The organism is Vibrio sp. EJY3, from assembly GCF_000241385.1.
In the GTDB taxonomy this organism is placed as follows: Bacteria; Pseudomonadota; Gammaproteobacteria; order Enterobacterales; family Vibrionaceae; genus Vibrio; species Vibrio natriegens.
The window spans coordinates 2944609-2960707 of record NC_016613.1 but is presented as its reverse complement, the minus strand read 5'-3'; the positions used below and the strand labels follow the sequence as shown (position 1 = coordinate 2960707).

The following is a 16099-nucleotide window of genomic DNA, read 5'->3' as shown; positions in this document are numbered from 1 at the left end:
TCTGCTCTGGCTTTGTCGTTTTAGTCAGCGGACTTTTACTGCTCTAGATAGAGCTTAGCCGTAGTCGTGACCTTAATCATTTCATCCTGTAGCTCAAACATTTCCGGCTCAATGTCGTCAAGTTCAGCGCCTGAGCGAAGTGCTTGCTCGAGCGTCGCACACAATGATTTTAACCTAGGCACGCCGCAATACGAGCTACTGCCGTGCAGCTTGTGAATGACATGAATAAGCTCTTCACGGGCAAAGTTTTCTTCTTCTAGAGCTTGAGCAACCACATCATCCACTTCTGGGATAAAGTCGATTAACATGCGCAGCATATCTTTGGCTAAGTCTTCTTTATTCGCACTCTGTTTCAACGCGGCTTGCCAATCGATAATGACATCTTGGTGAGCCTTTTCTGTTGCATTTAGTGCTTCACCTTCTTGTTCATCAACATACGAAGGTGTGACTTTTCTGAAGCTTTCCGCACAAGCATTTGGGTTCCAGTGAACCAAAACCTGTTGCAGCACATGCTCTTCTATTGGTTTGGTGAGGTAATCATCCATACCCGCTGCGAGTAGACGGTCACGCTCGCCTGCCATCGCATGTGCGGTTACCGCAATGACTGGCGTATCTTTGTTGAGCTCAATCTGCTTGATATGTTTACAGGCGGTTACCCCATCCATATGTGGCATTTGGATGTCCATGAATATCATGTCGTACTTTTTCTCGGTCGCCAGATTCACGGCTTGTTGACCGTTACTGCATGCGGTTACCGTTTCAACGCGCTCTTTCAGCAAAGCCGATATAAGCTTCAGGTTGGCGGGGTTATCGTCAACAGCGAGAACGTGCAGTGGTAAACGTTCTTCTTCTACCGTCTTAATTGGCGCTTTCAGTGGCTGAGGCGATTCAACATGTTCGCTGATCAGACTTTGTAGTAATCGACGGCGGGACAAAGGCTTGGTCAAACACTGGATTTGATGTTCCTTCATGATCTGGTCTGCCAGAGCAAGCTCGGTACTTGGCGTCCCCATGATCACGCTTGGTGCCATTTGCTTCGCTTGTTCTATCCAGGCTTCAACCGATTGTTCATCGTAAGTCTGGTTTGCAGCCAAATTGAGTAACACGTAATCGTAGTGATCATTTGCTTCAGGCAACGAGGAGCGATAAGTGACTAAGATGCCTTCCTGACTCAGGATCTGCTGCGTTACCGATGCTGCCTGCATGTTTGGTTCCACCAATAACAGCTGTTTGCCAGTAAGCAGTTCAATCTCGATAAGGTCGCTCATTGGCATTTCTGTCGAGTTGAGGCGCAGGGTAAACCAGAACGTAGAGCCTTGGTGCAAGCGACTGGTCAGGCTGATTTCTCCGCCCATCTGGCTAACCAGTTTCTGGGTAATGACCAGACCAAGACCTGTACCACCATAACGGCGTGAGATGCTGGCATCGGCTTGGCTGAATGCCTGAAAGAGCTGCGCTTGTTGACGTTCTGAAATACCGATACCGGTATCGCGAACCATAAATTGCAATTCGACCGAATCGCCAGACTGGGAGCGCATTTCCACACTGATATCAATGTTGCCGCGTTCAGTAAACTTGATCGAGTTACCAACCAGGTTAGTAAGAATTTGCTGGATACGCAGAGGGTCACCAACCAAGCCTGGTGGAATTTTAGGATCGACTTTGAGCGTGATTTCCAGCCCTTTCTCATGCGCACTGGTCGCTTGAAGGTTGACGACTTCTTCCAGACTTTCACGGAAATCAAACGGGATGTTTTCCAGAGCCAGCTTACCCGCTTCCAGTTTAGAAAAGTCGAGGATATCGTTAATAATATTCAGCAGGTTGTTTGCCGATTTTTCGATCGTTTGCAGGTAATCCGTCTGACTATTAGAAAGTTGCGTTTTGAGCATCTGACGCGTAAAGCCAATCACGCCGTTCAGCGGGGTACGCAGTTCGTGCGACATATTGGCCAGGAACTCTGATTTCACACGTGCGGCTTCTTGAGCACGCTTCTTCGCGATGTCTAACTCAACGTTCTGGATTTCCAGCTGTTCTAAGGTTTCACGCAGATCAGAGGTAGCCTGATCGATACTGTGTTGCATCTCGACGTGGTATTCCGAAAGTGAGACGGCCATAGCGTTGATACCATTTTTTAGCTGATCAAGCTCACCATGCATTTTCCCTTCGATACGAACGTCCAGGTGGCCGCGTCGAATACGGTCTACAACGTTTTTCATGTGTGTGATCGGCTGAGTCACATCATGCATTAAACGAGAGGCGAACACGCTGGCAAGACCGAGTCCTAAAATCAGCACCAAAAAGGCTGAGAAGACTTCCTGATATTGCTGAAGGCGCAGAGACGAGAGATCCAGCTCAACAGCAATGTAGCCGATGGCTTTGGTCGCTTGGCTTTTGTTAGACAGATCCGTCAGGTAATGCCCTTCAGATAAAATAGGCACACGCAAAATCAGGTAATTATCGTAGATTTCCGAATTTCCCAACTGTGGGATAGGCTTATCTTTCGGAAACATCAACGCTTCGAAATTAGGGTGGAAGTTTGAGGTTACAAACAGTTCATGATGCGCATCGAAGACGGCAATGCTTCGAACCAGTTTCGAGTTTTTGCGGTGAGCGTAGCTGATAAGGCGTCGGACTGCTTCACGGCTTTCTGTCAGTAGGTGAGATTCACTGGCAATCGCTAGCGGTTCGATGATGCTATTACCTGTGGTGATAACTTGTTTCTCAAGATCCTGATAGCGGTTAAATGAGAAAAAGCCGCTCAGCAATAAGCCAATAATGAGAGTGGGAGCGAGAGTCAGTGTAATTACACGTGCTCGTAAGCCATATCTGGTCATGTTATCTAATTACATCGGAGTCTGGATATGGGAAAATAACGCATTATTTCTCAAGCGCACGATAATGCCTTGAGTAAAGAAGTGACGTCACCGAATAAACGGTAAGCATAATCAAGTCACTCGAATCACACAACGGCTGCAATCAAGAATAGTGAAGCCGTAGGGCAATTAGACACAAATCAGGCACAGAGCATGGCACGCATCTTTCAACCGAAAAAGAAAACCCAACTCAACACTCGTCACCAGCAGGTGCGCGTTGAACGTTTGGATCATCATGGCGCGGGTATCGCTTACCTAAAGAAAAAGCCTCTATTTATTGATGGCGCGCTGCCAGGTGAGGAAGTGGTGACACAGCTGGTGGAAGAGAAAAGTAAGTTTGCCCGCGGTAAGCTGATCAAAATTTTGCAGCTAAGTGACACTCGTGCTGAACCATTCTGTCCGCATTACCATGAGTGTGGTGGCTGTGATTTACAGCACTTGGAATATGACCAACAATTGACGCACAAACAGCAGACACTGCGTCAGCTCATGCGAAAATTTGCAGGCAGTGATATCGAACTTGATGCGCCAGTGTTAGGCGAGCAGCTAGGCTATCGACGTCGAGCACGAGTGAGCCTGTTTGTGGATAAAAAAACGCGCCAACTGCACTTTGGTTTTCGAAAAAAACAAAGTAAACAGATTGCTCAGGTGACCGATTGCCCAGTGTTGGCTCCACAGCTGAACGTTTTGCTTCCGGAAATTTACGCAGAGCTAAAACAATTTAAAAAGCCCGATCAACTTGGTCATGTTGAGCTGGTCTTAGGCGATAACGGACCTTGTATTACGCTGCGCCACATGAGTAATCTGACTGAACCGGAAGTTGAGGCTTTGGTTAAGCTTGCTGAGCGTCATAACGCCACGCTGTACCTGATGCCGCAAACTGATCAGCTTGATTTAATTTCAGGCGAGATACCGTTTTATCAGGAAAATGGTGTGAAGGTACCTTTCACGCCAAATAACTTTATTCAGGTCAACCAAGCGGTAAACCAAAAAATGGTGGCTCAGGCCATCCAGTGGTTAGACCCGCAAGACAGCGATCGAGTGTTAGATTTGTTCTGTGGGCTGGGTAACTTTAGCTTGCCAATCGCTAAGTTGGCGAAACACGTTGTGGGTATAGAGGGGGTCGCTGAAATGGTAGAAAAAGCGACAAATAATGCATCCTTGAACCAAATCAACAACGCACAATTTTATCACGCTAACCTAGAGCAGGACTTTGACGGTCAGGTTTGGGCGGCAGAGAAGTTTGATAAAGTACTGCTCGATCCGGCGCGTGCCGGAGCGAGCGGGATCATCGATCAAGTTTCCGCTCTTGGGGCTCAGCGCGTGGTTTATGTTTCTTGTAATCCTGCTACCCTTGCAAGGGACAGTCAGAGCTTAATTGAACAAGGCTACAAATTAACCAAATTAGGTATGCTCGATATGTTCCCGCATACCAGCCATTTAGAATCCATGGCCTTGTTTGAAAAGTCCTAGCAATAGGGCGTTGGCCCTTTACTTGTGGTGGGGTCAAAAAGCCAGCACTCTATGCTGGCGAAAGAACTAATCTGGACGGTGTTAGTCAAACCACACGAATATAATAATTAGGACGATGAGATGGTTGCGGTAAGAAGCGCGCATTTAAATCAAAACGAACAGTTTGAACTCGAGCATTGGGTGGCTAGCCTGGGGCAAGAGAAAAACACAGCATCACGCTTAATTGAAGTGTACAGAGATTGCCAAAACATTTTGGCAGATCACGAGCAAGCGGAGTTATTGCTGTGGCGTGGACGAGAAATGATCGAGATTTTGATCACCTTGTCTATGGATAAAGCTACCTTAGTGGCAGCACAACTGTTCCCATTGGTTTCAAGTGGTGCTTTCAAGAGAGAACTGCTGGAAGAAAAATACAGTAAAGAAATCATAAAGCTGATAGATGGCGTTGAAGAGATGGCCGCCATCGGTCAACTTAATGTCACCATGGAAGGGGGCGCTGCGTCGTCTCAGGTAGATAACGTGCGTCGCATGCTGCTTGCCATGGTGGATGATTTCCGCTGCGTTGTTATCAAGCTGGCAGAACGCATCTGTAACCTGATTGAAGTTAAGAAAGCGCCTGACGAAGTCCGTCGTGCTGCGGCAAAAGAGTGTGCCAACATTTATGCGCCATTAGCGAACCGTCTTGGTATCGGTCAGCTCAAGTGGGAAATCGAAGATTACGCATTCCGCTACCAGCAGCCAGAAACCTACAAACAAATCGCGAAGCAGTTATCTGAGCGTCGTATTGTTCGTGAGCAGTACATCAAAGACTTTGTTGAAGACCTCACAGAAGAGATGAAAGCTTGTGGCATTAATGCTGAAGTGAGTGGGCGACCAAAGCACATTTACAGTATCTGGCGAAAAATGCAGAAGAAGAGTCTGGCGTTTGATGAGTTATTTGACGTCAGAGCGGTGCGTATTATCGCCGATAAGCTGCAAGACTGTTATGCCGCGTTGGGTGTTGTGCACACCAAATATAAGCATTTGCCAAGTGAGTTTGATGACTACGTGGCGAACCCGAAACCAAACGGGTATCAGTCCATCCATACCGTAATCCTTGGCCCTGAAGGGAAAACCATCGAGATCCAGATCCGAACCAAGCAAATGCATGAGGAATCGGAGCTCGGTGTTGCCGCGCACTGGAAGTACAAAGAAGGCGCGAGCGCACGTAGCGGGTACGATGAAAAGATCACCTGGCTGCGTAAACTTCTTGATTGGCAAGAAGAGATGTCCGATTCTGGTGAAATGCTGGACGAGCTACGAAGCCAAGTATTCGATGATCGCGTCTATGCCTTTACGCCTCGAGGTGATGTCGTCGACTTACCAATGGGCGCGACACCATTGGACTTCGCTTATCATATTCACTCCGAAGTGGGGCACCGCTGTATTGGCGCTAAAGTCGGAGGTCGAATAGTACCATTTACCCATAAATTGCATATGGGCGATCAGGTCGAAATCATCACCTCGAAAGAGCCAAACCCATCACGTGACTGGCTAAACCCTTCACTAGGTTTCGTTCATTCAGGTCGAGCTCGCGCCAAGATCAATGCTTGGTTCCGCAAGCAAAGTCGCGAGAAGAACCTAGAGGCCGGTCGTGAAATCCTAGAGCACGAACTGGTGAAAATTGGCGCGACCATGAAAGATGCAGAGCGTTACGCGCTGAAGCGATTCAACGTCAATACGCCAGATGAGCTGTACGTCGGTGTCGGAAGTGGTGACTTACGTATCAACCAGATCATCAACCACATCAATGCACTGGTTAACAAGCCAACCGCGGAAGAAGAAGACCAACAAGCCCTAGAAAAGCTGCAAGAAGCCGAGCACAAAGCGCCAGCACAAAGCCGACCGAAGAAAGATGCGGTGGTAGTGGAAGGGGTTGATAACCTGATGACGCACCTTGCGCGTTGTTGTCAGCCAATCCCAGGTGATGATATCTGTGGCTACATTACGCAAGGCCGTGGCATTTCAGTGCACCGTAGCGACTGTGAACAGCTCGAAGAGCTAAGACATCACGCACCAGAACGTATTATTGATACCGTCTGGGGCAGCGGTTTTGTCGGTTCGTACATTCTCACCGTTCGAGTTGAGGCGATGGAGCGTGGTGGTTTGCTGAAAGACATCACCACTCTATTTGCGAATGAGAAAATTAAAGTCACCAGCATGAAGAGCCGTGTCGATTACCGTCGTCAGCTAGCCATCATGGACTTTGATCTCGAAGTGACCAATATCGAGGCGTTGTCGCGTGTTTCTAAACGTGTTGAGCAGATTAGAGATGTGATGTCTGTAAAACGTCTCGGCTAAAACTCTCGTCATAGTTGTCGCTATAGCGTTGTTGACGGCACGCACTCGCGCCATCACATGGTGAACCATGCTCAGGCGTCTCGTTTGTTTGTCGCCTAGCTACAACGTCAACTATTTAGAGAGTTAACAATAAAATCATATAGAGGTGAGTGGTTATGCTGCTCGCCTTTTTGTTTAAAGGAACTCTTTGTTTAAGGGAAAAGTATATGAGTCATCCAATTGAACAGCTTGAAGCGATCATGGCGCAGTTGCGTGATCCGGAGGGAGGGTGTCCTTGGGACCTGAAGCAGAGCTTTGACACCATTGTTCCGCACACGATAGAAGAAACCTATGAAGTTGTGGATGCGATTCAAAATCGAGACTGGCCAAATTTAAAAGAAGAGCTGGGTGATTTGCTGTTTCAGGTGATTTTTTACAGCCAATTGGCAAAAGAGCAGGATCTGTTTGATTTTTCAGACGTGGTTGAAACCGTAAATGAAAAATTAACTCGTCGTCATCCTCATGTTTTTTCCGATGTGGAGTTTGAATCCGATGCTGATATCAATGCCAATTGGGAAGCAGAAAAAGCGAAAGAAAAAGCACAAGTAGGCAAACAAGAAGAAAGTATTCTAGACTCAATACCAAACTCTTTGCCTGCACTTTCTCGTGCTACAAAGATTCAGAAAAAATGTGCGAAATACGGATTTGATTGGGACTCACTTGGGCCTGTTGTGGAAAAGGTTCAGGAAGAAATCGATGAGGTAGTGGAAGAAGCGATTCAAGTTGACCCAGACGATGAGAAAGTAGAACTCGAACTGGGTGATTTGCTTTTTGCTACGGTTAACCTGGCTCGACATCTTGGTAAGGACCCAGAGGTCGCTTTGGGTAAAGCGAATATAAAGTTTGCGCGACGCTTTAAGCAGGTAGAGGTGAAGGTGGCTCAATCGGGTAGGGGATTAAAAGATTGCTCTTTGACTGAGCTGGATAAATTCTGGGATGAAGTCAAAAAAGAAGAATAGAGTGTGTGTCAATCGACAGGAAGCGGTTTTGAGACAAGTTTGACTCAGAAGATAAATATGCACCCGTCTTCTCTTTGCTCACTTTGATTTGAAGCAAAAAATAAAAAATAGCAGTGTGATAGATTTCACGTTGTGGCGGTAAGGAGCTTCTGGTATATTTATCTCCCGTCCAGAAGCACTCCATTTCCCTCATTCAACCAATTTCAGGTTAAACATGACGACAAATTACATTTTTGTTACTGGCGGGGGTGTATCCTCTCTAGGTAAAGGTATTGCAGCAGCATCTCTTGCGGCTATTCTAGAAGCTCGTGGTCTTAAAGTGACTATGATGAAGCTTGACCCTTACATCAACGTTGATCCAGGCACAATGAGCCCGACTCAACACGGTGAAGTGTTCGTCACGGAAGATGGCGCAGAGACTGACCTTGACCTTGGTCACTACGAGCGTTTCATCCGCACCAAGATGACCAAGCGTAACAACTTCACTGCAGGTCGTGTTTATGCCGACGTACTTCGTAAAGAACGTCGTGGTGACTACCTAGGCGCAACAATTCAGGTTATCCCTCATATCACTAACGCAATTAAAGATCGCGTGATCGCTGGCTCTGAAGGTTACGATGTGGCTATTGTTGAAGTTGGCGGTACTGTTGGTGATATCGAATCACTGCCTTTCATGGAAGCGATCCGTCAGCTAGCGATCGAAGTTGGCCGTGAAAACGCAATGTTCATGCACCTGACGCTTGTTCCTTACCTAGCCGCAGCGGGTGAAGTGAAAACTAAGCCGACTCAGCACTCTGTAAAAGAGCTGCTATCTATCGGTATCCAGCCAGATATTCTAGTTTGTCGTAGCGATCGCATGATCCCAGCGAACGAACGTAAGAAGATTGCTCTATTCTGTAATGTTCCAGAAAAAGCAGTTATCTCAATGAAGGATGTGGATTCAATCTACAAGATCCCTCAACTAATTAAAGCTCAAGGTTTAGATGACCTTGTATGCTCACGCTTTGGTATTACAGCTCCAGAAGCTGACCTGTCTGAGTGGGAACAGGTTATTTATGAAGAAGCAAACCCAACTGGTGAAGTGACCATTGGTATGGTAGGTAAATACATCGAACTACCAGATGCTTACAAATCTGTAAACGAAGCGCTTAAACACGCAGGCTTGAAGAACCGTCTAAACGTGACAATCAAGTACGTTGACTCTCAAGATATTGAAACCCGTGGTGTTGAGCTTTTAGAAGGGCTTGACGCAATCCTGGTTCCTGGTGGTTTCGGCGATCGTGGCGTTGAAGGAAAAATCCGTGCAGCTCAATACGCACGTGAGAACAAGGTTCCTTACCTAGGTATTTGTCTAGGTATGCAAGTTGCCCTAATCGAATACGCGCGTAACGTTGCGGGTATGGAAGGTGCACATTCAACAGAATTTAACAAAGAAACGAAGTACCCTGTGGTAGGTTTGATCACAGAATGGGTAGACGAATCAGGTAACGTTGAAGAGCGTACTGAAAAGTCTGACCTAGGCGGTACTATGCGTCTTGGTTCACAGCTTTGTCACCTACAGAAAGGAACAAAAGCTTACGAACTATACGGTAGCGCGACGATCCATGAGCGTCACCGCCACCGTTACGAAGTGAACAACGTGCTTCGTCCGCAAATCGAGAAAGCTGGTCTGAAAGTGTCTGGCCTGTCTGCGGACAAGAAGCTGGTGGAAATGATTGAGAACCCAGAGCACCCATGGTTTGTTGCGGCTCAATTCCACCCAGAATTCACATCGACGCCTCGCGATGGTCACCCATTGTTTGCAGGTTTCGTTAAGGCCGCGGGTCAATTCTCACGCGGCGAGTTCGAGAAGTAAGTAAGGGATACGGGCGGCGGCGAAGGTTGTGCTGCCGCCCTTTAAAATTGACATTTATATTTGAAACGAGAGGAAACATTAATGTCTAAGATCGTTAAAGTTCTAGGTCGTGAAATCATCGACTCACGTGGTAACCCAACAGTAGAAGCTGAAGTTCACCTAGAAGGCGGTTTCGTAGGTATGGCAGCAGCTCCATCTGGTGCATCTACTGGTTCTCGCGAAGCTCTTGAGCTACGTGACGGTGACAAAGCACGTTTCCTAGGTAAAGGTGTTCTTAAAGCTGTTGAAGCTGTAAACGGCGCAATCGCTGAAGCTCTAGTTGGCAAAGATGCTAAAGATCAAGCTGCAATCGACGCAGTAATGATCGAACTAGATGGTACTGAAAACAAATCTAAATTCGGTGCTAACGCTATCCTAGCTGTTTCTCTAGCAAACGCTAAAGCTGCAGCAGCAGCTAAAGGCATGCCTCTATACGAGCACATTGCTGAGCTAAACGGCACTCCTGGTCAATTCTCAATGCCTCTACCAATGATGAACATCATCAACGGTGGTGAGCACGCAGACAACAACGTTGACATCCAAGAGTTCATGATCCAACCAGTTGGCGCTAAAACTCTTAAAGAAGGTCTACGTATCGGTGCAGAAGTATTCCACAACCTAGCTAAAGTTCTTAAGTCTAAAGGCTACAGCACTGCAGTTGGTGACGAAGGTGGTTTCGCTCCTAACCTTAAGTCTAACGCTGAAGCTCTAGAAGTTATCGCAGAAGCTGTAGCAGCTGCTGGTTACGAACTAGGTAAAGACGTTACTCTAGCTATGGACTGTGCAGCATCTGAGTTCTTCGACAAAGAAGCTGGCATCTACAACATGAAAGGCGAAGGTAAAACTTTCACTTCTGAAGAGTTCAACCACTACCTAGCTGAGCTAGCTAACCAATTCCCAATCGTTTCTATCGAAGATGGTCTAGACGAGTCTGATTGGACTGGCTTCAAGCACCAAACTGAACTACTAGGTGACAAGCTTCAACTAGTAGGTGACGACCTGTTCGTTACTAACACTAAGATCCTTGCTGAAGGTATCGAGAAAGGCGTAGCTAACTCTATCCTTATCAAGTTCAACCAAATCGGTTCTCTAACTGAGACTCTAGCTGCAATCAAGATGGCTAAAGACGCAGGTTACACAGCAGTAATCTCTCACCGTTCTGGCGAAACTGAAGATGCAACTATCGCTGACCTAGCGGTAGGTACTGCTGCAGGTCAAATCAAGACTGGTTCTATGAGCCGTTCTGACCGTGTTGCTAAGTACAACCAACTTATCCGTATCGAGGAAGCTCTAGGTGAGCGCGCTCCTTTCAACGGTCTTAAAGAAGTTAAAGGCCAAGCTTAATTCTTAATTGAATAAAGTTTAGCTAAATAGCTTTTTGAAACCCTCGCTACGGCGGGGGTTTTTGTTTATTGGGGATTTTTTATGAGAAGAATCTTTATGTGAACACGGTTCCAAAAGCTTTTCTTTACACTCTTTCATGTGAGGAGTCTGTGAGTCTTCCTTTATGCCCTAGAGGCAATCCCGCATTTATGCTATATATATCATCTTATCTAATTCCTTCCGGTACAGAATGTTAGCAACGATATGCGAATCTTTGTTATAGCCCTTACGTTACTGTTTGGCTTACTTCAATACACTCTATGGTTCGGTAAGAACGGGGTGTCTGATTACTATGCAGTAGAAGATGAAATCGAAGTACAGCAACAAGTAAACAGCAAGCTACAAGCTCGCAATAATGAAATGTTTGCTGAAATTGATGACCTAAGACAAGGTATTGATGCCATTGAAGAAAGAGCACGCCATGAGCTTGGCTTAGTCCGAGATGGTGAAACTTTCTACCGAATTGTTGGTGAGGAAAACCAGTAAGATGTTGGATACTGTCCCATCTCATATCGCTATTGTGCCAGCAGCTGGTGTCGGTAGCAGAATGAAAGCCGATCGCCCCAAACAGTATTTATTGATTGATGGAAAGGCGGTGTTAGAGCATACGGTCGAGAAGCTTCTTTCCCACTCTAAAATCGCTAAAGTAGTGGTGGCGGTTACCGAAGGTGATCCTTATTACCCTGAGTTATCTATCGCAAATCATCCCGACGTGATACGTGTGGATGGAGGCAAAGAAAGAGCCGATTCTGTACTTTCAGGGCTAAACTATGTGAGTACGCAACTCGCCAGTGAGTGGGTGTTGGTTCACGACGCAGCAAGACCGTGCGTAACGTTAACAGATATAGACCGTTTGATTGATGTTTGTGTTGATCATCCTACTGGCGGCATTCTTGCTTCACCAGTGAGAGACACGATGAAACGTGCTAATTCAGTACAAAACATTGATCATACTGTCGACAGAGAAGCATTGTGGCATGCATTAACCCCACAAATGTTTAAAACTCAGCCCCTAAAAAATGCTCTGAGCGACGCTTTACAGCAAGGTATCGCCATTACTGATGAAGCCTCCGCTTTAGAGTGGAAGGGCGAAGCGCCCGCTTTAGTTCAGGGCAATGCGAGCAATATAAAAATTACTCAACCAGAAGATCTTGCATTAGCTGAGTTTTATTTAAGCCGTGAGCGCGGCGAATAAGTAAGGATAGAAAATGATTCGAATTGGTCACGGTTTTGACGTACACAAGTTTGGTGGTGAAGGCCCAGTTATTATTGGCGGAGTCTCTGTTCCTTATGAACAAGGGCTTATCGCACATTCAGATGGCGATGTGGCCTTACATGCGTTGAGCGATGCGTTGCTTGGTGCAATCGCGGCTGGTGATATTGGCCGTCACTTTCCAGATACTGATGACAAGTGGAAAGGTGCTGATAGCCGTGAGTTACTGAAAGATGTCTACCGCAGAGTAAAAGAACAAGGTTATCGATTAGGTAATGCAGACATTACCATCATGGCACAAGCGCCTAAAATGGCACCGCACATAGAAGCGATGTGCGCGGTCATTGCTCAAGACCTTGAAACTGATATCAGTAACATAAACGTTAAGGCAACCACGACAGAACGCCTAGGTTTTACAGGACGTAAAGAAGGCATCGCTACAGAAGCTGTTGTTCTTTTGTTTAAGCAACAATAATCAACTTGTTCCCTAATGCTGCAAGAGCAGTGGAATTAAATCATGTCAGACATTTTATCTTCATTGGCATACCTAACGGGTAAGCCTGTCGCATCAGCAAAAATCAAAGCGCAACCAGAACATTTTCAGGTTAGCGAAGATCTCGGCTTTGCCTTTACTGGCGAAGGGGAGCATTTGATGGTGCGTATTCGTAAAACGGGTGAGAACACCAGCTTCGTTGCTAACGAGTTAGCTAAAGCGTGTGGTGTTAAATCTAAGGATGTGAGCTGGGCTGGCTTAAAAGACCGCCATGCGGTGACAGAACAATGGTTGAGCGTTCATTTACCAAAAGGTGACACACCGGACTTTTCCGCGTTTTTAGCTCAGTACCCTAATATCGAAATTCTGGCAACGGATCGTCACAACAAAAAGTTACGTCCGGGTGATTTGGTTGGAAACGGATTTGTCGTCACTTTGTCTGAAGTGACAGACATCGCGGACGTAGAGCGTCGTCTTGAAAAAATAAAACAAGTTGGCGTACCGAACTACTTTGGTGCCCAGCGCTTTGGCAATGATGGGAATAATCTGGAAGAAGCCCGTCGTTGGGGGCGTGAAAACGTACGTACTCGAAATCAAAATAAGCGCAGTATGTACCTGTCAGCCGCGCGATCTTGGATTTTTAACCGCATCGTTTCTGCGCGTTTAGAGCAGGGCATGTTCGACAAGTTTGTCGAGGGTGATGTTGCACAAACCTCCGCAGGTAACGTGACGGTTGATGCGAGCAATATAGCGGCGATGCAAGCTCAGTTTATCGACGGAGACGCGGCTATCACGGCTGCACTTGCTGGTGATAATGCGTTACCGACCCAAGCCGATGCTTTGGCATTAGAGCAACCGTTCCTAGATGAAGAGCCTGACTTGATGGCGCTTATCCGTGGTAATCGCATGCGCCATGATCGCCGTAATGTTGCACTAAAGCCGCAAGATCTAGCTTGGAGCGTTGAAGGTAACAATATTACGCTGACTTTCTCATTAGATGCTGGCTCGTTCGCTACATCCATTGTTCGTGAGTTAGTCAACGAGGTAAAAGTAGAAAGAGAATACTAATGGAACAAGATTCACCAAACGCTAAGTCACTGCGAATTCTGATTAGCAATGACGACGGTGTTTATGCTCAGGGAATTCATGCGCTTGCAGATGAATTAAGAGACATTGCCGAAGTGACAATTGTTGCGCCAGACCGAAACCGTTCTGGTGCTTCAAACTCGCTGACCTTAGAGCAGCCGCTTCGAGTGACACAGATTGCACCAAACACATATTCTGTTCAGGGAACACCGACGGATTGTGTTCATTTTGCTTTAAATGAGTTAATGAAAGATGACCTGCCAGACCTTGTTCTGACTGGTATCAATCATGGGGCAAATTTAGGTGATGACGTCCTGTATTCCGGGACTGTCGCTGCCGCAATGGAAGGGCACTTTCTCGGTGTTCAGTCTGTTGCATTTTCATTGGTTGGAAAGCGCCATTTTGAGTCTGCGGCAAAAATTGCTCGCAAGCTCGTACAACAACATCTCGCTATGCCAATTCCAACCAACCGCTTGTTGAACGTGAATGTCCCTGATCTTCCTTTGGAACAACTGGGCCAAATTGAAGTCACCCGCTTAGGTGCACGTCATCACGCAGAGAACATGATAAAGCAGAAAGATCCACGAGGGCATGATATTTACTGGTTAGGTCCTCCAGGAAAAGAGCAAGATGCCGGTGAGGGTACTGACTTTTATGCGATTGAGCGCGGTCGGGTTTCTATTACCCCGTTGCAAGTTGATCTTACGGCTCATGAATCACTGCGTGCTATGGATAGTTGGTTGAAGGAAGAGAAGTAATGAGTAACCCACATGCTGACCGGTTGATTGAATATCTCGTCGCCAGTGGCATTAAAGATCAACGTGTTCTGGATGCGATACATCACCTGCCGAGAGAACGGTTTGTTTCTCAAGCAATGATGCACCAAGCCTATGACAACAATGCGTTACCGATTGGTCAGGGACAAACTATTTCTCAGCCTTACATTGTTGCACGTATGACGGAGTTATTAGAACTCGAGCCTTCAAGTAACGTTTTGGAAATTGGCACTGGCTCTGGTTATCAAACTGCGGTTTTAGCGCAACTTGTCGAGCGTGTGTACTCCGTTGAACGCATTAAGTCTTTACAGTGGGAAGCCAAGCGTCGCCTCAAGCAACTTGATATCTACAATATCTCTACTAAACATGGAGATGGGTGGCTTGGTTGGGAAACGAAAGGTCCATTTGATGCCATTATTGTCACCGCAGCAGCAGAAGTCATTCCCCAAGCACTTCTGGCGCAGTTGAAAGACGGTGGTAGGATGGTTATTCCTGTTGGTGAAACGGAACAACAACTATTGAAGATTGAACGTAAAGGCGACGAGTACCTTTCCACCGTGGTGGAGATGGTGCGGTTCGTTCCTTTAGTGGCGGGTGATTTAGCGTAAGGGTCAAAGATAGGTGAGTAAGTTATTACGTCAAACTAGTATTAGCTTTATGTTAGCTGCAGGACTTCTCGGTTGTGCGGCTCACTCACCAGCGCCTGTTTCTAGCTTAAAAAAAGATTACTCAAATGTTGAGCGAGGCAGCTATAGAGGGAGTTACTATGAAGTAAAGAAAGGAGATACACTTTATTTCATAGCATACGTCACAGATAAGGATGTAAATGACCTCGTTCGTTACAATGAGCTTGCTCAACCTTACACTATCTATCCAGGTCAGCGTCTAAAACTTTGGGCTCCGAAATATATTGCTCCGAAATTCGGGCAAAAAGTGGAACCCGTTGTGGCACCTATAGTTGCGAAGACTCCGGCTCCAGTGACTAAAATATCAACGGTATCCAAGCCTGTTGATTCAAGTAAAAGCTCTACCCCAAAAGTGCAGTCAACTACCCCTAAAGTGGTGCAAAAACAGCCTCCAAAGAAGGTTGAACAATCCAAAACAAAGGAGTATGTTGGTTCAAAAGATAACCAAAATGTGAAGAAAAATCCGTCTACAACGACTACTAAAAATGCGAACGTATCGAAGTGGTTGTGGCCAACAAAAGGGAGAGTAATCAAGAACTTCTCGGCGGGAGAACAAGGAAATAAAGGTATTGATATCGCAGGACAGCGTGGTCAGCCTATCGTTTCAACCGCAGCCGGCACTGTTGTTTATTCAGGCAATGCACTACGAGGTTATGGCAACCTAATTATAGTGAAGCATAATGACAATTATCTAAGCGCATATGCCCATAATGACAAGCTGCTGGTATCCGAAGGACAAAGTGTTAACAGTGGACAAAAAATCGCAACCATGGGTAGTTCTGGTTCGAAATCCGTCAAACTGCACTTTGAAATTCGCTACCAAGGTAAATCAGTGAATCCAAAACGCTATTTACCGTAAAACTTTGAATAACAACTTGCGAAAC

General features: G+C 46.4%; 13 protein-coding genes. 12 read left to right on the top strand and 1 reads right to left on the bottom strand.

The window, feature by feature from the left end:
• Positions 1–35 precede the first annotated feature (35 nt).
• Positions 36–2834 (bottom strand): two-component sensor histidine kinase BarA, encoded by a 2799-nt coding sequence (gene barA, locus VEJY3_RS13295; RefSeq protein WP_014232990.1) that lies wholly within the window; start codon positions 2832–2834, stop codon positions 36–38.
• Between the two features lie 192 nt (positions 2835–3026).
• Between barA and rlmD the strand changes: the two genes are divergently transcribed.
• The 12 genes from rlmD to nlpD all read left to right on the top strand — a co-directional run bounded on the left by rlmD (position 3027) and on the right by nlpD (position 16074).
• Positions 3027–4346, top strand: a complete 1320-nt coding sequence (gene rlmD / locus VEJY3_RS13290) for a 23S rRNA (uracil(1939)-C(5))-methyltransferase RlmD (protein WP_014232989.1) — start codon at positions 3027–3029, stop codon at positions 4344–4346.
• Positions 4347–4466: 120 nt separating this feature from the next.
• A complete protein-coding gene (gene relA / locus VEJY3_RS13285; protein WP_014232988.1) occupies positions 4467–6686 on the top strand; it encodes a GTP diphosphokinase in 2220 nt (739 codons plus the stop codon).
• 206 nt (positions 6687–6892) lie between these two features.
• On the top strand, positions 6893–7684 hold the full coding sequence (gene mazG, locus VEJY3_RS13280; RefSeq protein WP_014232987.1) for a nucleoside triphosphate pyrophosphohydrolase: 792 nt from the start codon (positions 6893–6895) through the stop codon (positions 7682–7684).
• Positions 7685–7898: 214 nt separating this feature from the next.
• Positions 7899–9539, top strand: coding sequence for a CTP synthase (locus VEJY3_RS13270; RefSeq protein WP_014232986.1), 1641 nt, complete (start codon positions 7899–7901; stop codon positions 9537–9539).
• Between the two features lie 81 nt (positions 9540–9620).
• A complete protein-coding gene (eno, locus tag VEJY3_RS13265) occupies positions 9621–10922 on the top strand; it encodes a phosphopyruvate hydratase (protein WP_014232985.1) in 1302 nt (433 codons plus the stop codon).
• A gap of 243 nt (positions 10923–11165) precedes the next feature.
• Complete coding sequence (gene ftsB / locus VEJY3_RS13260) at positions 11166–11447, top strand: cell division protein FtsB (protein WP_014232984.1); 282 nt, start codon at positions 11166–11168, stop codon at positions 11445–11447.
• Between the two features lies 1 nt (position 11448).
• Positions 11449–12156, top strand: coding sequence for a 2-C-methyl-D-erythritol 4-phosphate cytidylyltransferase (gene ispD, locus VEJY3_RS13255; protein ID WP_014232983.1), 708 nt, complete (start codon positions 11449–11451; stop codon positions 12154–12156).
• Positions 12157–12169: 13 nt separating this feature from the next.
• Entirely contained in the window at positions 12170–12649 is a 480-nt protein-coding gene (ispF, locus tag VEJY3_RS13250) for a 2-C-methyl-D-erythritol 2,4-cyclodiphosphate synthase (RefSeq protein ID WP_014232982.1), read from the top strand.
• Between the two features lie 42 nt (positions 12650–12691).
• Positions 12692–13735, top strand: a complete 1044-nt coding sequence (gene truD, locus VEJY3_RS13245; RefSeq protein ID WP_014232981.1) for a tRNA pseudouridine(13) synthase TruD — start codon at positions 12692–12694, stop codon at positions 13733–13735.
• Positions 13736–13764: 29 nt separating this feature from the next.
• The gene (gene surE, locus VEJY3_RS13240; protein WP_024372917.1) at positions 13765–14511 is read left to right on the top strand and encodes a 5'/3'-nucleotidase SurE; all 747 of its coding nucleotides are present in this window, start codon (positions 13765–13767) and stop codon (positions 14509–14511) included.
• Positions 14511–15137, top strand: coding sequence for a protein-L-isoaspartate(D-aspartate) O-methyltransferase (locus VEJY3_RS13235; protein WP_014232979.1), 627 nt, complete (start codon positions 14511–14513; stop codon positions 15135–15137). The genes surE and VEJY3_RS13235 overlap by 1 nt, the downstream gene beginning before the upstream one ends.
• A gap of 13 nt (positions 15138–15150) precedes the next feature.
• A complete protein-coding gene (nlpD, locus tag VEJY3_RS13230; RefSeq protein WP_041170268.1) occupies positions 15151–16074 on the top strand; it encodes a murein hydrolase activator NlpD in 924 nt (307 codons plus the stop codon).
• Positions 16075–16099 lie beyond the last annotated feature (25 nt).